Source organism: Paenibacillus sp. 453mf (assembly GCF_900116105.1).
GTDB lineage: Bacteria > Bacillota > Bacilli > Paenibacillales > Paenibacillaceae > Paenibacillus > Paenibacillus provencensis.
In genome coordinates this window covers 2,809,214-2,832,356 of the sequence record NZ_FPAC01000001.1, presented here as the reverse complement: position 1 = coordinate 2,832,356, position 23,143 = coordinate 2,809,214, and the positions used below count along the sequence as shown (strand labels likewise).

20 protein-coding genes, 1 pseudogene and 1 other annotated feature are annotated in these 23,143 nt (G+C 47.4%); of the genes and pseudogenes, 19 read left to right on the top strand and 2 right to left on the bottom strand.

The window, feature by feature from the left end; translation table 11 throughout:
- Positions 1 to 39 precede the first annotated feature (39 nt).
- From BM415_RS13420 to leuS, 14 genes are all read left to right on the top strand, one after another.
- Positions 40 to 567: a YqeG family HAD IIIA-type phosphatase gene (locus BM415_RS13420; protein ID WP_091159260.1), complete on the top strand. Its 528-nt coding sequence runs from the start codon at positions 40 to 42 to the stop codon at positions 565 to 567.
- On the top strand, positions 564 to 1,685 hold the full coding sequence (gene yqeH / locus BM415_RS13415; RefSeq protein ID WP_091158695.1) for a ribosome biogenesis GTPase YqeH: 1,122 nt from the start codon (positions 564 to 566) through the stop codon (positions 1,683 to 1,685). Before BM415_RS13420 ends, yqeH begins: the two co-directional genes overlap by 4 nt.
- A gap of 58 nt (positions 1,686 to 1,743) precedes the next feature.
- Complete coding sequence (gene aroE, locus BM415_RS13410; RefSeq protein WP_091158693.1) at positions 1,744 to 2,613, top strand: shikimate dehydrogenase; 870 nt, start codon at positions 1,744 to 1,746, stop codon at positions 2,611 to 2,613.
- A 42-nt stretch (positions 2,614 to 2,655) separates the two neighbouring features.
- Positions 2,656 to 2,946 carry a ribosome assembly RNA-binding protein YhbY gene (gene yhbY / locus BM415_RS13405; protein ID WP_091158691.1) on the top strand — a complete coding sequence of 97 codons (291 nt, stop codon included), beginning with the start codon at positions 2,656 to 2,658 and terminating at the stop codon, positions 2,944 to 2,946.
- 44 nt (positions 2,947 to 2,990) lie between these two features.
- A complete protein-coding gene (gene nadD, locus BM415_RS13400; protein WP_091158690.1) occupies positions 2,991 to 3,584 on the top strand; it encodes a nicotinate-nucleotide adenylyltransferase in 594 nt (197 codons plus the stop codon).
- A complete protein-coding gene (yqeK, locus tag BM415_RS13395) occupies positions 3,565 to 4,167 on the top strand; it encodes a bis(5'-nucleosyl)-tetraphosphatase (symmetrical) YqeK (RefSeq protein ID WP_091158688.1) in 603 nt (200 codons plus the stop codon). The genes nadD and yqeK overlap by 20 nt, the downstream gene beginning before the upstream one ends.
- 3 nt (positions 4,168 to 4,170) lie before the next feature.
- Positions 4,171 to 4,518, top strand: coding sequence for a ribosome silencing factor (gene rsfS, locus BM415_RS13390; RefSeq protein ID WP_091158687.1), 348 nt, complete (start codon positions 4,171 to 4,173; stop codon positions 4,516 to 4,518).
- Positions 4,515 to 5,411: a CvfB family protein gene (locus tag BM415_RS13385; protein ID WP_091158685.1), complete on the top strand. Its 897-nt coding sequence runs from the start codon at positions 4,515 to 4,517 to the stop codon at positions 5,409 to 5,411. The genes rsfS and BM415_RS13385 overlap by 4 nt, the downstream gene beginning before the upstream one ends.
- Before the next feature lie 500 nt (positions 5,412 to 5,911).
- A complete protein-coding gene (locus tag BM415_RS13380) occupies positions 5,912 to 6,688 on the top strand; it encodes a class I SAM-dependent DNA methyltransferase (RefSeq protein ID WP_091158683.1) in 777 nt (258 codons plus the stop codon).
- 100 nt (positions 6,689 to 6,788) lie between these two features.
- The gene (locus BM415_RS13375) at positions 6,789 to 8,543 is read left to right on the top strand and encodes a LytS/YhcK type 5TM receptor domain-containing protein (RefSeq protein ID WP_091158681.1); all 1,755 of its coding nucleotides are present in this window, start codon (positions 6,789 to 6,791) and stop codon (positions 8,541 to 8,543) included.
- Positions 8,544 to 8,562: 19 nt separating this feature from the next.
- Positions 8,563 to 9,306 carry a LytR/AlgR family response regulator transcription factor gene (locus BM415_RS13370; RefSeq protein WP_091158680.1) on the top strand — a complete coding sequence of 248 codons (744 nt, stop codon included), beginning with the start codon at positions 8,563 to 8,565 and terminating at the stop codon, positions 9,304 to 9,306.
- Between the two features lie 165 nt (positions 9,307 to 9,471).
- The gene (locus BM415_RS13365; protein ID WP_091158679.1) at positions 9,472 to 10,923 is read left to right on the top strand and encodes a carbon starvation CstA family protein; all 1,452 of its coding nucleotides are present in this window, start codon (positions 9,472 to 9,474) and stop codon (positions 10,921 to 10,923) included.
- A 242-nt stretch (positions 10,924 to 11,165) separates the two neighbouring features.
- Complete coding sequence (locus BM415_RS13360; RefSeq protein WP_091158677.1) at positions 11,166 to 12,860, top strand: M3 family oligoendopeptidase; 1,695 nt, start codon at positions 11,166 to 11,168, stop codon at positions 12,858 to 12,860.
- A 57-nt stretch (positions 12,861 to 12,917) separates the two neighbouring features.
- Positions 12,918 to 13,161, top strand: a binding site (T-box leader).
- A gap of 127 nt (positions 13,162 to 13,288) precedes the next feature.
- Entirely contained in the window at positions 13,289 to 15,727 is a 2,439-nt protein-coding gene (gene leuS, locus BM415_RS13355; protein ID WP_091158676.1) for a leucine--tRNA ligase, read from the top strand.
- Here leuS and comER read toward each other — a convergent pair.
- A pseudogene (comER, locus tag BM415_RS13350) lies at positions 15,708 to 16,571 on the bottom strand (late competence protein ComER); the annotation flags it as partial. The gene leuS and the pseudogene comER sit on opposite strands and share 20 nt — an antisense overlap.
- Positions 16,572 to 16,687: 116 nt before the next feature.
- Between comER and BM415_RS25585 the strand changes: the two are divergent.
- The 5 genes from BM415_RS25585 (at position 16,688) to BM415_RS13325 (ending at position 21,954) form a co-directional block, all read left to right on the top strand.
- Positions 16,688 to 17,365 carry a ComEA family DNA-binding protein gene (locus BM415_RS25585; protein ID WP_244533231.1) on the top strand — a complete coding sequence of 226 codons (678 nt, stop codon included), beginning with the start codon at positions 16,688 to 16,690 and terminating at the stop codon, positions 17,363 to 17,365.
- 39 nt (positions 17,366 to 17,404) lie between these two features.
- Positions 17,405 to 17,923 carry a deoxycytidylate deaminase gene (locus tag BM415_RS13340; RefSeq protein ID WP_091158673.1) on the top strand — a complete coding sequence of 173 codons (519 nt, stop codon included), beginning with the start codon at positions 17,405 to 17,407 and terminating at the stop codon, positions 17,921 to 17,923.
- A gap of 100 nt (positions 17,924 to 18,023) precedes the next feature.
- Complete coding sequence (locus tag BM415_RS13335) at positions 18,024 to 20,957, top strand: ComEC/Rec2 family competence protein (protein WP_244533230.1); 2,934 nt, start codon at positions 18,024 to 18,026, stop codon at positions 20,955 to 20,957.
- Positions 20,958 to 21,100: 143 nt separating this feature from the next.
- Positions 21,101 to 21,238, top strand: coding sequence for a GntR family transcriptional regulator (locus tag BM415_RS13330; RefSeq protein ID WP_091158671.1), 138 nt, complete (start codon positions 21,101 to 21,103; stop codon positions 21,236 to 21,238).
- Between the two features lie 89 nt (positions 21,239 to 21,327).
- Positions 21,328 to 21,954, top strand: a complete 627-nt coding sequence (locus BM415_RS13325) for a DUF1796 family putative cysteine peptidase (RefSeq protein WP_280142861.1) — start codon at positions 21,328 to 21,330, stop codon at positions 21,952 to 21,954.
- A 263-nt stretch (positions 21,955 to 22,217) separates the two neighbouring features.
- Here BM415_RS13325 and BM415_RS13320 read toward each other — a convergent pair whose 3' ends face one another.
- A complete protein-coding gene (locus tag BM415_RS13320; protein ID WP_091158670.1) occupies positions 22,218 to 22,793 on the bottom strand; it encodes a hypothetical protein in 576 nt (191 codons plus the stop codon).
- Positions 22,794 to 23,143 lie beyond the last annotated feature (350 nt).

The window sequence follows — 23,143 nt, the reverse complement described above, 5'->3', positions numbered from 1 at the left end:
ATGTTATAGTTTGTCGTATGAAAAAACGAGGTGAACATGTTGTTTGAAATGTTGATGCCCAAGCTGCGGGTTGACACGGTATTTGATATTGATTTGGCTGCGCTCTATGAGCAGGGCTATAGAGGGATTATAACGGATCTTGACAACACACTTGTCGGTGCAAAGGCTCCTGAAGCAACGCCTGAGCTGATCGCTTGGTTTGAGAAGGTTAGAGATGCCGGCTTCAAGCTGGTCATCGTATCGAATAACAAGCTGACCCGTGTATCCACTTTTGCAACACCCCATAAAATTGAATACGTTCACGAGGCCAGAAAGCCTTCCAATATACCTTTTCGTAAAGCAATGAAAATGATGAATTTGGCTGAGGATCAAACGGTCGTAGTTGGTGACCAAATGCTGACGGACGTGTTCGGTGGAAATCGTCTGGGACTGTATACCGTCCTCGTGCTTCCCATCGCAATAGCGGATGAAGGATGGATGACGAAATTGAATAGACGGGTCGAGCGGATTGCACTGTCTCGCCTGCGCAGGAAAGGTTTATGGCTTGAGGAGGAAAAGAAAAAATGAATCATACGCATGACGGCCAAGGGAGATGCAGTGGATGCGGAATTCTACTACAAACAGAACACCCTGAATTGCCGGGATATACACCGATGAAAGCGCTGGATCGTGATCCTGTGATCTGCCAGCGTTGTTTTCGTATAAAAAATTACAGTGAAGCTTCTTCTGTTACCGTTGATCAGGATGAATTCCTAAAGCTTCTTAGCAAGATTGGCGACAAGGATGCGCTTGTCATTCATATTGTGGATTTGTTCGATTTCGAAGGAAGCTTGATCTCGGCGTTACAGCGTTTTGTAGGGAATAATCCTGTGCTTCTCGCGGTGAACAAAACAGATCTGCTGCCAAAAGTGACGAATTGGAACAAAGTACGCAACTGGGTACAGCAGCAAGCGAAGGCTCAAGGGCTTCGTACTGTGGATGTCGTACTCTGCAGTGCGAAACAGAATCAAGGGTTTGATCGATTGCTGGAAGCGGTAAATACGCATCGTGGAGATCGGGATGTATATGTGGTGGGTGCAACAAATGTAGGGAAATCTACGCTGATCAATAGATTGATCCGTGATTACAGTGATCTGGAGCAGGAACTTACGACATCAAGATACCCTGGCACGACACTCGATATGGTGCATATTCCACTCGACGATGGAGCTTCTATTATTGATACCCCGGGTATCGTTTATCCTTGGCGCTACAGTGAGCTTGTATCCCGTAAAGATCTGCAGGCGATTATGCCGGACAAACCGCTCAAACCGAGTGTTTATCAGTTGAACAGCGGCCAGTCCCTGTTTATTGGGGGACTCGCTAGATTTGATTTCATTGAAGGAGAACACCAATCCTTCACTCTATACACGAATAATACACTCAAGATTCATCGGACGAAGCTTGAGAAAGCGGACGAGCTGTTCGAGAATCATGCAGGTGAATTGTTATCGCCTCCAACGCGTGAAGGTCTTGAGGAATTACCTGAATGGACGAGGCATGATATCCGAATTGCGAAAGGCAGCCGCAGCGATGTATTTATCTCTGGTCTTGGCTGGATTAAAGTGAATGGACAGACTGGAGCACTTGTCGCTGTTCATGCCCCTCGCGGAGTTCGTGTAATGGTTCGGCCATCCTTGATCTAATCGAGGCGAAAGCCTACAACGGAGCACCTTAAGAGCTTCATGGGAGGAAGGGATTTATATGGACTTGACGACAGAGGTTACCCGCCCCGTCAACGGGTATTATCTTCTCGGTGTTATTGGGAACCCTATTGCTCATAGTAAGTCTCCTGCGATGCATAATGCCGCACTACTGGAAGCTGGAGTGCAGGGTGCTTATGTTCCATTGCACGTGGAGCCCGAGAATCTTCAGGCAGCCGTAATGGGAATGAAGGCGATGAATTTCCGAGGATTCAATGTGACGATTCCGCATAAAGTGGATATCCTATCCTATATGGACGAACTGGATGAGAGTGCCCGGTTCATCGGTGCTGTGAACACGGTGGTCATCGAGCATGACCGACTCATCGGTTATAATACGGATGGTGTCGGTTATGTGCGCTCCTTGAAGGAAGAAGCGGTTTCTACGATTGAAGGCAAGCATGTGGTTGTCATTGGAGCAGGTGGAGCTGCACGCGGGATTGTCTATGCCCTCCTGTTGGAACAACCTCAGTCCTTAACCATTCTCAATCGCACAGCGGAGAAGGCGGAGGAGCTGGCCAAAGATTTTAAGGTGCTCGGCAATGTAAATGGGTATAGTATAGATAGCGCGGAACAGGTATTGGCCCAGGCTGATATCGTAATTAACACAACATCGGTAGGTATGCACCCTCATACGGATCAAACGCCGGTCAGCATTCATCACATACCTGAAGGTATTGTTGTCAGTGATCTGATATATAACCCATTGGAAACCAAATTGCTGACAGACAGCAAGCACAAAAATTGTATTATTCACGGTGGTCTCGGCATGTTTGTATATCAGGGTGCCATTGCGTTTGAGCACTGGCTGCACGTACAGGCACCAGTAGAAGCGATGCGCAGAGCAGTTCTTGCCAGCTTTACCTCGTGAATTGAGAATAACGAAATGAAAGTTTAAGGAGCAAATATAATCATGTTAACTGGAAAACAAAAAAGATATCTTCGTTCACAGGCTCATCATTTGGACCCTGTTTTTCAAATCGGCAAAGGCGGTACCAATGAACATCTGTTCCGTCATATTGAAGAAGCGATTGAAAAGCGCGAGCTGATGAAGATCTCCATTCTAAATAACAATCTGGATGACAAGCATGAAATCGCGGAAGAGCTGGCAGAACATACAGGCAGCGAAATTGTACAAATTATCGGCAACACGATTACACTTTACAAAGAATCGCGTGATAACAAGCAAATCGTACTTCCATAACTGATACGAAGGTAACGAGTACAGTATAAAAAGGAGTTCACTGCATGAAAGTTGGAATTATGGGCGGAACATTTGATCCCATTCATATGGGACATTTGATGGCAGCGGAGGCGGTTAAGGATGTGTATAAGCTGGATGAGATCTGGTTTATGCCATCTCATATTCCGCCGCATAAGCATGCAGCGGGTGCTACCGGAGAGCAGAGACTCGAGATGACGAATCTTGCGACAGAAGAGTATGGGGATTATAGAGTGCTCGATGTCGAAATCGTACGCGGCGGCGTATCCTATACGATAGATACAATGGAGATTATTCGAAGACAGCATCCTGACATCAATCTGTATTTTATTATTGGAGCGGATATGGTTAACTATTTGTCGCGCTGGGAACGAATCGAGGATCTGACGAAGCTGGTCACGTTTATTGGAGTAGGCCGCCCGGGCTTTGAGCTGCATCTGGATGATTTGCCTGATTTCTTACAGGAGCATGTGCTCCATGCCGACATGCCGCAGGTCGAAATCTCTTCAACAGGCATTAGACGCAGACTGGCGAAGGGGAGATCGGTTCGGTTTATGGTTCCCAAAGCGGTGCTTGATTATATTACAAGGAGCGGGTTGTATGCTGCAGAGCCGAGATGAACTGATCAAGGCCGTATCCGAACAAATGCCGCCACAGCGCTGGAAACATACACAAGGAGTCATGGAAACAGCGGTAATATTGGCAGAACGTTTTGGTGCTGATCCCCTCAAAGCCGATCTGGCTGCCATTTTGCATGATGTTGCAAAGTACTGGCCGGTAAATGAAATGGAGAAGGTTATCCGGGGAAACGGGTTGAATCAGGACCTTCTGCTGCACGACAAACAGCTGTGGCACTCTGAGGTTGGAGCATTTGTGGCCGAACGGGACTATGGGGTGACGGATTCAGAGGTGCTGAATGCGATCAGATGGCATACTTCCGGAAGAGTGAACATGTCTCTCCTGGATAAGGTGGTCTGCCTAGCGGACTATATAGAGCCGGGGCGTGATTTTCCAGGTGTGCATAATATTCGAGAATTGGCGGAGCATAGCCTTGAGGAAGCACTTCTCGCTGGCTTTGACGGCACCATTTCACATCTGATTACATTAAAAAAAGTGATTTACCCTTTAACCTTATTTACGCGTAATGATCTTATTGCCCAATTAAAAGTATCACAAAATTTTGCAAATCCAATTGGAGGTTGATCCATGACAGTATCATCTAACGAATTGCTTCAAATGGCGATTGATTCAGCAGACGATAAAAAAGCGATGAATATTGTTGCTCTGGACCTTAGAGGTATCTCATTAGTCGCTGATTATTTTGTCATTTGTCACGGGAACTCAGATACACAGGTTCAGGCGATCGCGACAGAAGTTCGTAAACGCGCGCAAGAGAAAAATGTAAAAATAAACGGAATTGAAGGCATGGACTCTGCCCGCTGGGTTTTGATGGACCTTGGAGACGTCGTTGTTCATGTATTCCATCGCGATGAACGCGAGTATTATAATATTGAAAGACTTTGGTCCGATGCCAAAGTGGTGAATACGGTATGAGTTTAATTGCAGGAACAGTCGTTACACTCCCGGTCGCTCGGGAAGTGTCGCCGTACGGTTATTTTTTGACAACGGGCAGTGAGGATGTGCTGCTGCATTATACAGAGCTGACACGCGAGATTAAGGTAGACGAGCAGCTGGAAGTCTTTATTTTTTACGATACTGAGGATCGCCTGGCGGCTACGATGAAGAAACCTTTTCTAACCTTAGGTGAGATGGCCAAGCTGGTTGTGGCAGACGTTCATCCAAGATTGGGCTGTTTTCTTGAAATGGGGCTGGGCCGCCAGCTGCTGCTGCCAATCCGCGAATTGCCGGAAATGAAAGAACTTCATCCTCAGGTTGGCGATGAGGTTTTTGTTATTATGGAGCATGACAAGCAGGGCCGGCTTCGTGCCAAATTGGCTGGGGAGCGTGAGCTTGCACCACTGGCCTTCCATGCCCCGACAACCTGGATGAATGAGTGGGTAGAAGCTACGGTGTACAAGCCGCTGCAGATGGGAACCTTCGTCCTGGTGCATGGCGGTGTGCTTGGCTTTGGTGCAATCGGCATGATCCATTCATCCGAGCGAAGCCGTCTCTTAAGACTCGGTGAGACGGTGAGAGCTCGGGTTACGCTGGTGCGAGAGGATGGCCGAGTGAACCTCGGTATGGCTCCGCGCAAAGAGATCGGAAGAACGGAGGATTCTGACCGGATCCTAGCCTTCCTGAAGGAGCGCCCGAATGGAGGGATGCCTTATTCTGATCAGACGCCACCGGATATCATTAAGTCCAAATTCGGCATCAGCAAGTCAGCTTTTAAGCGTGCACTTGGCAAGCTAATGAAGGACGGTCTCGTGACGCAGAAAGAGAACTGGACGTATCTTGCCGGCCCTGAAGATAAGCCGTCGGAATAACGAGAAGCTGGAGCTCTCTTGATGAAGTTAATTTATTTGAATGAATTTTATCTGAGACATTAAAGCTGTTGGCTGTGCATGATTTGAGTGAAGCGAAAGCTCTCACACTAAATCATGTAAGCTTTTCATCTGTTGCTCCTGCCGTCACTTTGTAAGGCAGGAGCAACCCCTTTTTGCCCCGTACTTGGGTGCAAAAAGGTTTTTTTAATAAGCGAGGCTGATGTTGGCGGATTCAGAATAAGGGGAATTTTATTCCTCTATGAGAGAGCAAACGTCTATGAAAAATGAGTTTACGTGATCGTGAGGTTTTTGGATAAGAACGACTTTTGACTTTAGTCAACCGGAGAGATTCAGCCAAAAAGCGAACGCAGCGCGAGCCTATCATTTTACATATCTGTGCTTCTTTCACAGAATCGCTTTCCCTCATGAGTAATCAGCCAGGCAATCGCTTATTAACCTCAACTTTTACACTAAGTTTTATTATGAAAGTGGTGTCAAACATGTCCTATCGGAAATTTGCCTATGTATACGACGAACTTATGGAAGATATGCCATATCCGGATTGGCTGCGGTTTGCTAGAACGGCTTGGGAGAAGCATGGCATACCAAAAAGCATTGTCGAGCTCGGCTGCGGCACCGGTTCGATTACGATCCCGCTGGTGAAATCGGGCTTTGAAGTGACAGGCATCGATCTATCTGCAGATATGCTGTCTGTTGCTCGGCAGAAGCTGGACGAGTCGCCGCAAGGAAACCGCTTTTTCCGAGAAGGCACCATTCGCTGGGTTCAGCAGGATATGCGGGATTGGGAGCTGCCTGAGGAGGCAGATACGGTCATCTCTTTTTGTGACAGCATAAATTATTTGCTCAAAGAAGAAGATATTGTAAGGACATTCCAAAAAACCTATGCCGGCCTAAAGCCGGGCGGTGTGTTCCTGTTTGATGTGCACCATCCTAATACGTTTATTCGTTATGATGAGGAGCAGCCCTTTGTGCTTGATGAAAAATCGATTTCTTACATATGGACCTGTGACTTTCATCGTCCGACGTATGAGATTGAGCACCATCTCAGCATTTTTACACGAGTCGAAGAGGGTGGAAAGGATCTGTACCGTCGATTCGAGGAAATTCATAATCAAAGGGCGTATGATCCGGTGTGGATGCAGCTAGAGCTGCACAAGGCAGGTTTCTCTGATGTACAGATTTATGCGGATTTTGAGTGGAAGCCTGCGGGAGAAGACGCTTCACGGTTATTTTTCGTTGCAGTTAAGCCTCTATGATAAATTGGGGAGTGTTAGATCATCAACCGAGGGTTCCTACTACAGGAGTCCTCGTATTTTTTTGGCTGGCTGGATGTAATACGGAAATGGAGGGAAACCCTTGTTTGAACTGCTAATTACTATGACGGAGCGCATTGGTATCATCGTAACGATTGCGTTTATCGTGACCCGTCTGCGTTTTTTTCGGACGATGCTGAGCCGGGACAAGTTAACTTCCGTTCAACAGGTGCACGCGGTACTGGTCTTTGGTGTACTGGGTATCATCGGAACCTATACCGGGCTTACGGTCCATCCTGATTCATTGGCGCTTAACAAGTGGATGCTTGAGGTATCCCAGGAGGAAGCCATTGCTAATTCCAGAGTGGTTGGCATCGTGATGGCCGGACTTTTTGGCGGATGGAAGATCGGGCTCGGTGCCGGGTTAATCGCTGGCTTGCACCGTTTTACCTTGGGAGGCTTTACTAGCCTTGCGTGCGGGCTTGCGAGTATATTGGCCGGAATTTTGGCAGGTGTGTTTCGCAAGAAAGGCGGACAGATCCGGTTCTCAAAAGCACTCTTTCTCGGAGCGTTAGCGGAATCCCTGCAAATGCTGATTATTCTGCTGCTGGCAAGACCGTACGAGCAGGCACTCAGCTTAGTCGGGTATATCGGTCTTCCGATGATCGTTGCGAATGGAATTGGGTGTGCACTCTTTGTACTCATTATCCGTTCTGTCGTTAACGAGGAGCAGAAGGCAGCCGCTCAGCAGGCGCAGACTTCACTCCGCATTGCCCGCCAGACGCTTGGATACATGCGCCAGGGCATGAAGATGGAATCGGCTGAAGCGGTATGCCGAATTCTGTTCAAAGAGGTTAGGGCGAGTGCCATTGCGATGACGGATCAACGTGTTATTTTGGCTCATATCGGGATCGGGGACGATCATCATGTTGCGGGGCGACCGCTGCAGACGGAGGTAACCCGGCACGTAATTGAGCAGGGCGAAATGCTCATTGTAGACAATGAGGAGATACATTGTCAGAAGCAGGGCTGTCCGCTCGGGGCAGCTGTCATAGGACCTCTAAAACAGGGAGGCCAGACGGTGGGGACTTTGAAATTTTATTTCCGCAGCAAAAAGGAGATCACACATGTAACAACTGAGCTCATGTCTGGACTCACCATGCTGCTAAGCTACCAGCTCGAAGCTGCCCAGCTGGTCGAAGCGAAAGAGCTCGCACGGGAGGCGGAAATTAAGGCACTTCAGGCACAGATTCATCCTCACTTTCTGTTCAACACGATGAATACCATTTTGTCATTAACGAGAATTGACGTGGTGAAGGCTCGCAAGCTGCTTCGGAGCTTGTCTGACTATATTCGCAAGAATCTGACAGCAGCCACTGCGGAAAGAGCAACACTTCTAGAGGAACTGCAGCATCTTCGCTCCTATTTGAATATTGAAGAAATAAGGTTCGAGGACAAGCTCACAATTCATTATGATGTTAAAGAGTCTGCTCTGCAGGCAATGGTCCCCGCGCTTACTTTACAGCCGCTTGTGGAGAATTGCATTCGACATGGCTTCCGTAACCGGACAGAGCATTGTGTAATTCACATTGAGATCACAGGTGACCCGATGACTGGCGTATCAGTGCTGATCAGGGATAATGGAGAAGGAATTGAAGAGGAACGGCTTCAGCAGCTAGGCATACAGAGGATAGAATCCTCATCGGGAACAGGGCTTGCAGTGTTCAACGTATCCCGTCGATTGACTCTGATGTATGGTAGTGGAGCTTCGTTACAGATTAAGAGCAGTGAGCATAGAGGAACGGAAGTGAAGTTCCACATTCCATCCGTGACTACAAGCGGAAGATCAGACCCATGAAAGGCAGGAATCACACCTAATGACTGAGAGAATCAGAACTTTAATTGTTGACGATGAACGGTATAGCCGGGAAGAGCTTGGGTATCTGCTGGGGCAATATCCCTCAGTCGAGCTGGTGGGAGAAGCAGAGTCGGGAGAGCAGGCGGTCATGAAGGCAATTCAGCTGCAGCCTGATGTGGTATTCCTGGATGTCGAAATGCCTATTATGAACGGATTGCAGGCCGCGGAAGCCATGATGAAGATGAAGAGTCCGCCAAAGATTGTGTTCGCAACGGCTTACCCTCAGTTTGGGGTTGATGCGTTTCAAGTGGAAGCGCTCGATTATCTGCTCAAGCCGATAGACGAAGAACGCATGGCAGAGACCGTCAAGCGATTGGAGAGAACAATTCTTGCTCCACGTCAGGAGCTGTCTTCCCCAGTGCAAATCAAGTCTTGTGGGAAGCTATCCATAGAGGAAGAAGGAGAAATTCACTTTATTGACCCGGATGACATCATTTATCTATCCCGTGAAGAGTCCTATACGAAGATCGTCACTGTCCATCAAGTCCATCATGTGAGAACGCCGCTGAAGAACCTGGAGGCAAAACTCAGGCTCTACCCGTTCTTTCGCATTCACAAGAGCTATATGGTTCATATGAAATATGTAAAAAGGCTGGTTCCATGGTTTAACGGGGCATATCAGCTTGAACTGAAAGGCAGTAATGAGCTGCTTGCCGTAAGCCGCAATTATGCAAAAGCGTTCCGCGAAGCAATGGAATTATAACAGAACTGTGCGCTTTATTCCTGCATCACATCACATATCTGATGCACTTCATGGCACATTTAATGCATCTTATCTCAAGATTACGACATGTTAATCGTAAATCGCCCCGTGGCTTACTCATTTATTTATACTTAATGTAAGCGATTTCATAAGGAGGCGGTAATTTTGATTACTTTTATCATATCAATCTTGCTGTTAGTACTCGGTTATTTCACGTATGGAAAATATATTGAAAAGATGTTCGGGGTTAAAGATTCACGTTCGACCCCTGCCTATGTAAATCAGGATGGAGTAGACTATCTGCCAATGAGCACAAGCAAGAACTCCTTGATTCAGCTGCTCAACATCGCAGGTGTCGGCCCGATTTTCGGCCCGATTATGGGCGCGTTATACGGCCCAGTCGCTTTTTTATGGATTGTATTCGGCTGTATTTTTGCCGGGGCAGTACATGACTATTTGACAGGCATGATCTCGATTCGAAACCGCGGAGCTCATTTGCCAGAACTTGCAGGCAAGTTCCTCGGGAAAGTCATGAAGCATGTTGTAAACGCATTCGCTATTTTACTGCTGATCTTGGTGGGAACCGTGTTCGTCACCTCTCCAGCGAGCCTGATTCATAACCTGATGGATGGACAAATCAGCATGTGGTATATACTTGTCGCCATTTTTGCCTACTACATTCTGGCGACCTTGCTGCCGATTGATAAAATTATTGGCCGGTTCTATCCGATCTTCGGTGCTTTATTGCTGATATCTTCAGTGGGTGTAGGAGCTATGCTGATCTTTAAGCAAGCCCCAATCCCTGAGCTGACGCTGGCGAACCTCCACCCGGATAATCTGCCAATCTTTCCACTGTTGTTCCTGACGATTACATGCGGTGCCTTATCAGGCTTTCATGCGACACAGACACCGATTATCTCACGGACGACACAGCGTGAAGGACAGGGACGTAAAATTTTCTATGGCATGATGATTGCAGAAGGAATTATCGCAATGGTATGGGCTGCAGCAGCGATGAGCCTGTTTCAAGGTCCGGTTGGCTTAAATGAGCTGCTTGCAGAAGGTGGCACCGGGCTTGTTGTAAGCGAGGTAGCGAGGGTGACGCTGGGTGCTTTCGTTGGTACACTTGCCGTGCTAGGCGTTATTGTACTGCCGATTACTTCAGGCGATACAGCGTTCCGAAGCGCAAGAATGATCATTGCAGACTACATCAAGCTGCCACAGCTTAGCATGAAGAGACGGCTGATCATCGCTGTTCCGCTCTTTATTATCTCTATCGTGCTTACTCAGATCGACTTTAACATTCTGTGGAGATATTTCTCTTGGGCGAATCAAGCAACAGGTGTGATTGCCTTGTTTGTCGGAGCGATGTACCTGTATGTCGCACGGAAGAACTTCTGGGTGGCCCTCATTCCGGGAGCGTTAATGCTGTACACAACAATGGTTTATATTCTGAATGCAGAGATCGGCTTCCGTATGAGCATGGATGCTTCGTATATAGCAGGAGGCGTCATTAGTGTCGTATTGGTTGTTGTTTTCTTCAGAGCTGCACAAAAAGCACGTGCCAATGAGCTTCCTCTGGATGTCGATGTTTCGGACTATAGCCGGGCAGCCTGAGCTTGCATGAACAGGTAAGTTATATTTTCTAATAGTAGGCATCGCTGCAGTGCGGTCATCTTGAGATGAGGAGCTGCGGCGGTGCTATTTTTATATTTTTCGGCGAAGTCAGATGTGGACAAGGAGAGTTAGGTCATTTGTTTTTTAACCACTTATCAATTAATTTCATTTACTCCATAGAACTGGACAACTAATTGGGATATAATGGGTAGTAAAATCAAGAGAGGGCAGGTGTAACGTCGATGAAATTTAGTGAATATCGTTATGAAAGACCTGATGTAGCTCAGTTTGAACAAGAGTTTGGCATTCTGCTTACGTCGTTTCGCGAAGCGAAGAATGCTGACGATCAAGCCGAAGCAATGAATGAGCTCAACAAGCTCAGAGGAGCCGTAACCACACAGCTGACACTTGTCTCCATTCGTCATTCAGTGGATACCAACGATGAGTTCTACAAGGCAGAGAAGGATTTCTCCGATGAGACAACCCCCCTGTTTCAGAAATACATAACTGAGTACTATGAAGCTCTAGTCCATTCCGAATTTCGTCCAGAGCTCGAAGCCCGATTTGGGAAGCAGCTGTTTCAGCTCGCCGAGCTCGAGATCAAGACGTTCAGCCCTGACATCATCAGTGATTTACAGCTTGAAAATAAGCTGACAACGGAATACTCCAAGCTGATTGCATCAGCCAAGATCGAATTTGAAGGCGAGGAGCGCACATTATCCCAGCTTGTCCCATTTGGGGAATCGACCGATCGCTCCATGCGCAAACGGGCGGAGGAAGCACGTACCGCCTTTATGAGCGAGCATGAGGAAACACTGGACCGGATCTATGATGATCTGGTTAAGGTAAGAACAAGCATGGCTATCAAGCTGGGCTTTAACAATTTTGTGGAGATGGGCTATGCTCGCATGAGTCGAATAGGCTATAACGCTGAAATGGTGGAGAAATTCCGGGCTCAAGTGCTGGAGCATATCGTACCCGTAGCCTCCAAGCTCAAGGAGCGTCAGCGTAAACGGATCGGCGTAGATAAGCTCTATTACTATGACGAGAATGTAGTCTTCCCTACAGGGAATGCAACGCCTAAGGGTGATCCGGAATGGATTGTCCAGAACGGGAAGAAGATGTATGATGAGCTGTCACCGGAGATGGGTGAATTCTTCAACTTTATGCTGGACAATGAGCTGATGGATCTGGTCAGCAAAAAAGGAAAGCGCAGCGGCGGATATTGCACGTTCATCTCAGACTACAAAGCACCGTTTATCTTCTCGAACTTTAACGGAACATCCGGAGATATTGACGTTCTGACCCACGAGGCAGGCCACGCGTTCCAGGTGTATCAGAGCCGTGAGCTTGGAGTTCCTGAGTATATGTTCCCCACACATGAAGCAGCCGAAATTCATTCCATGAGTATGGAATTCTTTACTTGGCCATGGATGGATTTGTTCTTCGAGCATGAAGTGGACAAATACCGCTTCGAGCATCTCGCAAGCGGCCTTATCTTTATTCCTTACGGTGTTTCGGTCGATGAATTCCAGCATTTCGTCTATGCTAATCCAGATGCGACTCCAGCAGAACGGAAGCAGGCATGGCGTGAGATCGAACGGAAGTATCTGCCGCACCGTAACTACGAGAACAACAGTTATCTGGAGCAAGGAGGCTTCTGGCATAAACAAGGACACATCTTCAGCTCTCCGTTTTACTATATTGATTACACGCTAGCTCAAATCTGTGCGTTCCAGTTCTGGAAGCGCTCGAGAGAGGATTATGCTGCTGCATGGTCTGATTATTTGAATCTATGTCGTCAAGGAGGAAGCAAATCCTTTACAGAGCTGGTGGCTACTGCGGGCTTGATCTCTCCATTTGAAGAAGGCTGTGTCACCTCGGTGATCGGAACGATTGAGGAATGGCTTGACAATGTGGATGATACGGCACTGTAAAGCGTCAAAATTTGACTTTATCCTTGTCCTTCTTGTATAATGATTCCGATTATTATTGAAATTTCGATGAAGAGGAATAGTAGTAGAGCCTGTGTATTTCAGAGAGCCAGCGGTCGGTGCAAGCTGGTTGCCGGAGCACTATGAACTCGCCTTGGAGATATGAGGTTAAGCTAATTATTCAGTATTTGGTAAGCCTCATCGGTTCACCGCCGTTACAGGGTGCTTAAGGGAGTGGACGACGAAGCACGTATGTCCGCTAACTAGGGTGGTACCACGGGAATTACAACCTCTCGTCCCTAGCGATGACACGCTATGGGATGCGGAGGTTTTTTTGATTATAGAATTCATTAAGTTGCAAGCTACATGGCTAGCTGAACCATTCTGTAATCGCGTGGAGAAGTTGGTTATGATGACGAGGAGGATGCACATTGAGTCAGAAAGAACAGCCGAAGCACGGCTATAATCCCCAGGCAATCGAGCCGAAATGGCAGCAGTACTGGGATCAGAACAAGACATTTAAGACAGAGGAAACTTCGGATAAACCGAAATTCTACGCTCTGGATATGTTCCCATATCCTTCAGGCGCAGGTCTGCACGTAGGACATCCAGAGGGCTATACGGCAACAGATATCGTGTCCCGATACAAGAGAATGCGCGGCTACAACGTGCTCCATCCAATGGGCTGGGATGCATTTGGACTTCCGGCAGAGCAGCATGCCATTGATACAGGGCAGCATCCACGGGATATAACCGTGAAGAATGTCAATAACTTCCGTCGTCAGATCAAATCCCTAGGCTTCTCTTATGACTGGGATCGTGAGATCAGCACGACGGATCCTGATTACTATAAATGGACGCAGTGGATCTTTATCCAGCTGTATAAGCGCGGTCTGGCGTACGTATCCGAAGTACCGGTGAACTGGTGTGAGGAGCTTGGAACGGTCCTTGCTAACGAAGAAGTAATCGACGGCAAGAGTGAGCGCGGCGGGTTCCCGGTTGTACGTAAGCCGATGCGCCAATGGGTGCTGAAGATTACGGAATATGCAGATCGTCTGCTTGATGACCTGGACGAACTGGACTGGGCAGAGAGCATCAAGGATATGCAGCGGAACTGGATCGGAAGATCCAAAGGTGCGGAGGTGACTTTCCCTCTCGAAGGTCATGATGCAGGTGTAACCGTGTTTACTACCCGTCCAGATACCTTGTTCGGTGCAAGCTATGCTGTACTCGCTCCAGAGCATGAGCTGGTTGCAGAGATCACAACAGCTGAACAACGTGAAGCGGTTGAAGCATACATCGAGAAGGCTTCTCGGAAGAGCGATCTGGAGCGCACCGATCTTGCGAAGGAGAAGACGGGTGTATTTACAGGGGCGTATGTCATCAATCCTGTTAACGGGGCAAAACTACCTGTATGGATTGCAGACTACGTTCTGGCTGGATATGGTACAGGTGCGATCATGGCCGTTCCGGGTCATGACAGCCGCGACTGGGAATTCGCCAAGGAGTTTGGCCTTGAAATTATCGAGGTGGTATCCGGGGGCGATGTGACACAAGAGGCATATACAGGCGACGGAGCTCACGTGAATTCCGGCTTCCTGGATGGTCTGCATAATGAAGAAGCAATTGCCGCAGCTATTTCATGGCTTGAAGAGAACGGCAAAGGTCAAGGCAAAGTGACTTACCGCCTGCGGGACTGGCTGTTCAGCCGTCAGCGTTATTGGGGAGAGCCGATTCCGATTCTGCATCTGGAAGACGGAACAATGAAGACTGTGCCTGAGGATCAGCTGCCATTAGTACTGCCTGATGTAGAGCAAATTAAGCCTTCCGGTACCGGTGAATCTCCACTTGCTAATGTGACGGATTGGATTAATACGGTTGACCCAGAGACAGGCATGAAGGCTCGCCGTGAGACGAATACGATGCCGCAATGGGCCGGAAGCTGCTGGTATTACCTGCGCTTCATTGATCCTCACAATGACAAAGAGCTTGTCTCGAAGGAGAAGCAGCGTGAGTGGCTGCCGGTAGACTTGTATATTGGGGGAGCGGAGCATGCGGTGCTTCATCTTCTGTACGCTCGTTTCTGGCACAAAGTGCTGTATGATCTGGGCATAGTTGAGACGAAGGAACCGTTCCACAAGCTGGTGAACCAGGGCATGATCCTCGGAACCAACAACGAGAAGATGAGTAAATCCCGTGGTAATGTCATTAATCCAGATGATATCGTTGACAACTTTGGTGCCGACACATTGCGTATTTATGAGATGTTCATGGGACCGCTTGAAGCGACGAAGCCCTGGAACGAAAATGGCGTTGAAGGCGCACACCGCTTCCTGGCTCGCGTATGGCGCCTGTTTATCAACGAGGATGGTACTTTGAACGAGAAGATCGGCGATCAAGGCACCGAGGAATTCAAGCGTACATGGCATAAGACAATCAAGAAAGTAACGGACGATCTGGAGCATCTGCGCTTTAATACAGCGATCAGTCAGCTGATGATCTTCATTAATGATGCTTACAAGGCAGACCGTCTTCCGCGCGAAGCAATGGAGAACTTTGTTCAGCTCTTGTCACCACTCGCTCCGCACATTGCAGAAGAGCTGTGGTCCCGCCTTGGTCATGAAGAGAGCGTTACTTATGTTGCTTGGCCGGACTATGATGAATCCCTTACGGTAGACAAGGAAGTGGAGATCGTTATTCAGATTAATGGCAAGATTGTACAGCGTGCACACGTCGCAGCTGATCTTGATGCCAAAGGACTTGAAGCGCATAGTCTTGAGCTGCCTGCCATCAAAGAATTACTTTCTGGCAAAACAATCCGTAAAGTGATTGCTGTACCAGGCAAGCTTGTTAATATTGTTGCCGGTTAATCTCACCCGCTCCGAATTCGGCATCCAGATGTTCCAGGTCCTCCTCGTATTTTGCGTGAGTCACCTGGATCAATTGGTCGAATACGCCAGCCAGGTTTGAGTCCAGTAAATTGAGTGCCTTGGCGGTAATACCACCCGGGACGGCAACACGTTTTTGGAGCTGTGACGGTGTCATGGCTCCTTCTGTTAACAGCTTTCCTGTTCCAAGGAGCATTTCACTGGCTAGGCAAGTGGCATCCTCATGATCAATTCCGGTATGCTGCACGGCTGCCTGGATCCATTGCTCCAGAAAATAAGCGATGAATGCGGGTCCGCAGCTGGTAAGGTCAGAACTGATCCGGGTAAAGGACTCTTCTACCTGGACCGGTCGGCTGATATAAGAGAACAGCTGCTCGACCTGTTTTTTATCTTCATCCTTCATTCGATTTCCATGAATACATAAAGATGCCCCGCTTCCTCTCAAATGAGTGATGCTAGGGATGATTTTCGTGATTTTACAAGGCAGCACAGACTCCAAATGCCGAATCTGAACAGGACTTGTAATTGAAATAAGAATATGCTCCGGTTTAATGAAGGGCTTGATATCCTGAGCGACTTCTTTGAATTCATGCGGCTTTACGCATAAGAAGATAAAGTTCGCTTTCATGACCGTTTCCTGATTGGTTTCAGCGGCTTTCAGACCTGGATAGATGGATGAAAGCTTAAGAACTTTGGCATGTGTCCGATTGCTTGCCACAATTTGTCTAGCGTCAAGTGCTCCAGAAGCAAGGAAGGCATTAATGAGTAAACTTCCCATGCTGCCGGTTCCGATAAATCCAACCTTCAACATCTTGAGGTTCCCCCTTTCTTGCTTTACGGTACTTACGCAGGCTTACGTTCTTCTTAGTGTATGCACCAGGTCTTGGACTACATGACGACAAATTTTACATCAATGTCACAATAGTTTAGGAGGTTTATGAGGTGAAGCGAGGAACGATTGTCATAGCCTTGACAGCACTGTCTGCAAGCGCGCTCATATTGTTTGGAGGATCTGGCGATTCAGGTACAGAAGAATGGACCGAAATCAGTGACAGAGTTGCTCTATCAGTAAATGAAGGGAATGCAGATGCTGGAGCTGGAGCTGGATCAGCTGAGGGCAAGGAGAAGGAAGCTAATGAGAGTAAGGAGACAGAAGCTGTTGAGAGCAAGGAGAAGGAGACTGCAGAAGAGCAGGCTATAAGCCAGAATACTTCTTCTGCCAATACTCATGTAACTTCAGAAGATTCTTCAAAGACTGCTCCTGAGGGAACGATTGAAGAGAACATGACTTCATCATTACCAACAAAGATTGAGGGAAACAGTGGCGGAAATGTTCAGGGAGAATCAGCTGTTATCCAAGCAGTTCAGGATACAGAGCCGGCCGATGACGCTGTAGTGTCAGGAGAGGTGAGTTCTGCTGCTGAAGGCAAGGTAGCCGTTAATACGGCTACGCTGGCAGAGCTGATGGAGCTTCCTGGTATAGGTGAGACAAAAGCACAGGCCATCATGGACTATCGCGCTGAGCATGGACCTTTTCAGAAACCAAGCGATTTGACGAATGTTAAAGGGATTGGTATGAAGATGCTGGAGAAAATGTCTCCCTATCTATATATAAATTAATATAAAGCGTAATCAATGTCTAAGGAGTAGTGAGGAACGATGAGTGCAGACATAAGAAAAGACTGGGATACTTACTTCATGGATATCGCTTATATGGTATCTACTCGTTCAAGATGCCCCCGCAGACATGTAGGAGCCGTACTCGTACAGGGGAAGAAGCTGCTAGGTACAGCTTACAATGGAGCACCGATGGGTGTACCGGATTGTTCAGAGGCGGGATGTATGATCTCCGAGGCCTATGAGCTTACGATCGAGGATGGCAAGGAGGTCATGGTGAAGAAGCAGCGTTGTGTTCGCACCATTCATGCCGAGCAGAATCTACTGCTCTTCACAGACCGGGCCGATCGGGAGGGATCCTCTGTTTATGTAACCGATGAGCCCTGCTGGACTTGCGCCAACATGCTGGCCAACAGTGGGATTACGGAAATTGTATTCCATAGACCCTATCCGAAGGATACGACCAAGGTCCGCCAGATGATGGAGCATAAAGGGATTACGTTCCGATCGCTCAGCGGGTATGAACCGCCAAGAGAAACATTGATGACCGTGTCGGAATAAGAACGAATAACGAATAACAAGAGGAAGAACCTCGAAGGCAGCCATGAGAATATGGCTTGTACTTTGAGGTTCTTTTTTTGTGCTTAGGAGGGAGGAGCCATTGAAAGGAAGACCGCTTGCCTTATTTTGTGCCTGCTGGATTGTTGGAAGTGCTGCGGCTTATCTGTACGATGGGCTAAGACTTTATGCCATTGTGCTTGGTGTCATGATGCTGCTCAGTATTTTATTTTACTTATTGCATATTAGAGGAGTCCTGCTTGCAGTACTAATGACGAGTATCGTTCTGTCCTGTGCCTATTATGAATGGAACGATCTGAAGAACATAACAGAGCTTCCCGCCTATTTAGAAGAAAAACCACAGGGCGAAATCACCGGGCTGACGGTGGAGCTTCATGGAACGATCGCGTCCAAGGTAGAGGTGGATGGCGACAGAGTACAGTTTGTACTGCATGCACATGATGCAAGAGAGATTGGAGCTCCAGTCCCCGAAGGTACGAATGGAAATACGAATGAAGGTACAGACAGAGCAACAAGTGAAGAAGCAAATGAAATAGCAGCTCAAACGGACTCTTTGCTCAATGAGAAAATTCAGGTCCAGATCAGACTGCTTGAGGAATCGGAGCAACACATTGCAGACTCGTGGCAGCGAGGAGATACGCTCTCTATAATCGGGACACTGGAGGCTCCCGGGAAGGCTCGCAATTTTGGCAGCTTTGACTATAGAAAGTATCTACATACACACCAAATTCACTGGCTCTTGAAAGCCAAAGGGATAGACGGCATAGAGCATACTGTGCTGGATAGCATTTTTGATAAAAATGTCATATTACGATGGAGCGATGCAGCACGGGAAGAACTCGGAGGCAAGATGGAGGCGATGTTCAAGGAGCCGAATGCGGGCTATATGAAAGGGCTTGTCATCGGGATCGGGGACGAAATCCACCCGGATACCTACGGTGAGTTCTCGCAGCTCGGACTTACGCATATTCTTGCAATCTCTGGCATGCATGTCGCCATTTATGTATCTGCTCTCCTATTTGTGTTGACCAAATGCAGGCTCAGTAAGGAGACAGCACTGACGATTACGTTATTTCTAGTGCCTGTCTATGTGCTTGTATCCGGTTCTTCACCTTCTGTCGTTCGGGCTGGGATTATGTCAATGCTGGGGTTATATATGGCGAGAAAAGGCCTCATGAAAGATGGACTGAACATTCTCTGCCTGACGGCTCTTATTATGCTGCTGGTGGAGCCTTACATGCTGGTCAATGTGAGCTTTCAGCTGTCGTTTCTGGTTACAGCAGGTCTGATGATCTTCGTCCCTATGCTTACTCCGCATTTTACCAAATGGCCAAAGGTCTTGTCCGGCACTGCGGTTGTAACTATCGCTGCTCAGCTGCTGTCATTCCCGATGACAGTCTATTATTTTAACCAATTCTCGTTATTATCATTTGGAGCTAATTTTCTGCTCGTAGGCTTTATCAGCTTCCTTGTGCTGCCGTTAGGCACCCTTGCTTTGGCTCTCGTCTACTTGTGGGAGCCTGCGACGAAGCCTATTGTATGGATTACGGAGTGGCTGAATAGTTTGACCTTTGACTTTGTAGCCTGGCTGAATACCTTTGAGTCGTTTGTTCTTATCTGGTCAACCCCTCATTATATGGCGGTAGCTGCCTATTACTTAGCGCTGTATTTTATTTGCTTGTTACTAAAAGAATGGAGAGCCAGCAGACAGCCGTTAACGCCGCGTGATGATGATACCATTCCACTAACGGTAGATCACGTCATTCATTCTAAGGGACAGCATGCTGTCGGCTTCATGCCACGAAAACAAGGGACATTTTTCCTTCGTGGGGAAACCCGTCTCCAAGGCGCGATTGATGCGCTGCAAATTTCATCTGCCTGGCCAGAGCTGGAGAGTGTGTTCGGACCTCAAGGGGCGGGATATTATGCACGTGCACCTTTTCACTTTTTTCATAAGGTGTTGTTAGCAGCTTTGTGTGTAATATTGTCTGCAGGATTGTTCGTATCTTACCAAGGTCCATACCGGGCCTCCGAAGGGATTGTAGCTGTTCTGGACGTTGGGCAGGGGGACAGTATTCTTATCTCAACGCCGGCGGGCAAGCATATATTGGTGGATGGCGGGGGCACGATTCAGTTTGGAGAGCAAGAGAGCTGGAAGCAGCGCAGGGATCCTTATGAGGTGGGGGAGTCGCTGCTTGTGCCGCTGCTGAAGAAAAGAGGGATTCAGCAGCTCGATGCAGTCATCTTAAGCCATGGTGATCATGATCATGCTGGGGGATTGCAGGCCGTGCTAGAGGATATTCCGGTTTCGACATTTATGTTTAATGGACGGATGACTGACAAAGACGCCTTCCATGAGCTGCTGCAGACAGCACTTGATAAGGGGATACGGTTATATGAAGCATATGATGGTATGGTTTACGAGCCTGACAAGGATACGAGGCTTACCTTTATGGCTCCGGCGGCTCCTCCTGAAGAGATGCTGCCTGGTATAGATCACAAGACGCCTCTGCCGGTATCGGAGGAGCAGAATCATGATTCGGTTGTATTCAAGCTGGATATGGAGGGGCGTTCCTTCCTATTTACAGGAGATATTGATGCGGCTGCTGAGCTGGACATTTTGGATCGGCTGCGAAATCAGAGTGAATCTGTTAGTCATGAGGACAATGCTCTAAATGGGAATGCTAAGGAACTTTCTGCGGCTTCATCACGAGGAGATGAGGAGGCTAAGGATCTAACGAGCAAGAGTAGTAGTGTGGGTCCGGTGGACGTCCTGAAAGTCGCACATCACGGAAGCAAGACCTCCACTACAGAGGAATGGCTTGCTTATTGGCAGCCTCAGCTATCAGTCATCTCTGCAGGAGTGAACAATACGTATGGGCATCCACACCCTACGGTGACGGACAGACTGGATCAATACGGCTCGCAAATTTACCGCACAGATACAATGGGCGAGGTTCAGTTCCGGGTGAGAGACGGAGTGATGGATATACGGAGTAAGCTGGGGGGGATTTGAACTTAAGAACAATCCATCGTCTAAATGATTAGATTGAAGTATAAACAGAAAGCTGTAATGTAATATTAGCCAAACCGTCTGCTCTTTTCAAAAATGGTCTATTTGCTAACATAAAATAAATAAAGCAAAGGAACTGTGAGGAAATGTCTCCCCCTACGCTAGAATCAAGAGCATATCAGGAATTGCGCCGCCGAATCATATTTGCAGAGTATCTGCCAGGAACCCTGCTCTCCGAGAACGACCTTGCTGAGCAGCTGAGTATGAGCCGGCGTCTCAACTGAATTGCAGGCGCACAGGAAATACCTAAACTTACGATGAGATCATAATTCTTTTTCAGTTCCTGTACGCTCAAGTTCCTCCACCCTTTTTCTTGAAAAAGTCACTCCCTCTCTTCCATATTATAAGAGCAACGCATAACCTGAGGAGAATATCCTTGCCGCTCGACTGGATGATATCCACGAAGCTATCCGATGTGAACAGACTGCTGCAGTACCGATTTCAAGGCTTCATGGAGCTGAACCATCTGCAAGTCTTGGAAGATACCCATATTATGCTGGATGACGGAAGTCCAGTGTTCCATGATCGTGGAGGACTTGTGGAGTCCTATATGATCAAGGATACATTGTATAACATCATTTCCGTACATGACTTTCCCCTTGTTCCCGGTCAGCATTGGTCAGTGGTCTATCCGGAATATAAAGAGAAGCTGCAAAGGCGAATTCAGCGTTTCTATGACAAGCTAGCCCGCAGCTCTTTTACCTTATTTATCCGATGGTCCGCGAGCTATGAGGAGACTCATCAATTACGCGCCATTTTGTCCCAGATGACTCCGGGTGATTTTCACATATTGGTATTGAATCCGGTAAAGGGTCAATATGGCATTACTGATGCCGGATGGAATTTGGATCGGGTCTGTTCCCTGAATGTTCCTCCCGACATGAATGACCAGACGACCTGGGACGAACTGCTTGCTGGAATTACAATCAGTGAAGGCTGATAGGAGGGACAGGTTGCCGGACTTTCATTCAGTCTTATGTGTACTTTAGACTTTGGTATAATTGAATAGTTCAATGTTAACGACGAATAGACAACGCATTAGTTTTCTGTTCGTTTTTTTGTGGGGAAAACGAGCTGTCTAAAAGGCTGAAAAAGGAGAGTTTCGTATCGCAGAAATCAAAGATTATACAGAAGCAGGAACACGAGTAGAATTTGGATTTATAAGCCGGATAAAGCTGGACTCAAATGAGACCAGCCTTTGAATTAGTATCTAGTTTGAACCCTGCTTTTTTTGATCCCGATCAGCCATCCGACAATACCAAGCACTAAAATACCAGCCAGCACGACAATTTGCTGTGATGGACTGAAGTTAAAATACGAGGTGTGTGTATTTTGAAATGCACGTCCTCCAATAATGATCAGATAAGTCACAAGCCAGCCGCAAGCGGCGCCCAGTAGTGTCCAGTTTAGAACACGGTCGGACATCCTAGGTTTGATAAGAATGAACCCCGCTATGATCGCAATAATAGGCAGGTACTTAATTACTTGCGATGGAGCAAGTGTCATCAGCAGAGAGTAAAGCCATAAACCTGCTATACCTCCAAATACGATCCCTCTTACATTCATCTTGTTATACACGAACAGAAACAAAATAAAGATAACAAGAGTAACTGCCGGGAATAAGTAAATACCGGCAAGTGTTGCCGATAGACCCGGGAAGCTGCCGGGACCTGCATCAGGCTGCGAGTTATAGTAGAATACGTCCATCAATTGATATACACATAAATAGAGTGCTAGAGCAGTAACTATACTTCCAAGTAATGAGTAAATGATCTTCATGCTGAATATCCTCCAAGCTTCCGTTTTGTACCTCTAGGTTAGACGCGATTATCTTATATATGTTTCTTTCAATTAATCAATTTTGTGACTTATCAAAAAGCTTTGATTCAAACGATAGATATATTATATTTATCCCTTTCTGACATGCAAAAACATATTTTTCCTGAAGGATAGAGACACGAAGGAAGCACTAAGGAGGGAGCACTTCTTCCATGTCTTTAATGCTTCAGAATGAGTAGTGTGAACTTAGACGCGAGGGAATAAAGGTTCCTGTTTTCCTTCGTGAAGTGTAAATATACCCATTATCATCCCAAACCTTGGAACTAATGACTTCTGCAAACAATATAAAT

Excerpts from the sequence above, each read along its gene's own strand:
- BM415_RS13360 (WP_091158677.1), top strand. The coding sequence starts at position 11,166 with ATGAAATTTAGTGAATATCGTTATGAAAGACCTGATGTAGCTCAGTTT.
- yqeH (WP_091158695.1), top strand. The coding sequence starts at position 564 with ATGAATCATACGCATGACGGCCAAGGGAGATGCAGTGGATGCGGAATT.
- BM415_RS13370 (WP_091158680.1), top strand. The coding sequence starts at position 8,563 with ATGACTGAGAGAATCAGAACTTTAATTGTTGACGATGAACGGTATAGC.
- BM415_RS13320 (WP_091158670.1), bottom strand. The coding sequence starts at position 22,793 with ATGAAGATCATTTACTCATTACTTGGAAGTATAGTTACTGCTCTAGCA.
- yhbY (WP_091158691.1), top strand. The coding sequence starts at position 2,656 with ATGTTAACTGGAAAACAAAAAAGATATCTTCGTTCACAGGCTCATCAT.
- BM415_RS13380 (WP_091158683.1), top strand. The coding sequence starts at position 5,912 with ATGTCCTATCGGAAATTTGCCTATGTATACGACGAACTTATGGAAGAT.
- BM415_RS13340 (WP_091158673.1), top strand. The coding sequence starts at position 17,405 with ATGAGTGCAGACATAAGAAAAGACTGGGATACTTACTTCATGGATATC.
- yqeK (WP_091158688.1), top strand. The coding sequence starts at position 3,565 with ATGCTGCAGAGCCGAGATGAACTGATCAAGGCCGTATCCGAACAAATG.
- nadD (WP_091158690.1), top strand. The coding sequence starts at position 2,991 with ATGAAAGTTGGAATTATGGGCGGAACATTTGATCCCATTCATATGGGA.
- rsfS (WP_091158687.1), top strand. The coding sequence starts at position 4,171 with ATGACAGTATCATCTAACGAATTGCTTCAAATGGCGATTGATTCAGCA.
- BM415_RS13385 (WP_091158685.1), top strand. The coding sequence starts at position 4,515 with ATGAGTTTAATTGCAGGAACAGTCGTTACACTCCCGGTCGCTCGGGAA.
- BM415_RS13330 (WP_091158671.1), top strand. The coding sequence starts at position 21,101 with ATGTCTCCCCCTACGCTAGAATCAAGAGCATATCAGGAATTGCGCCGC.
- aroE (WP_091158693.1), top strand. The coding sequence starts at position 1,744 with ATGGACTTGACGACAGAGGTTACCCGCCCCGTCAACGGGTATTATCTT.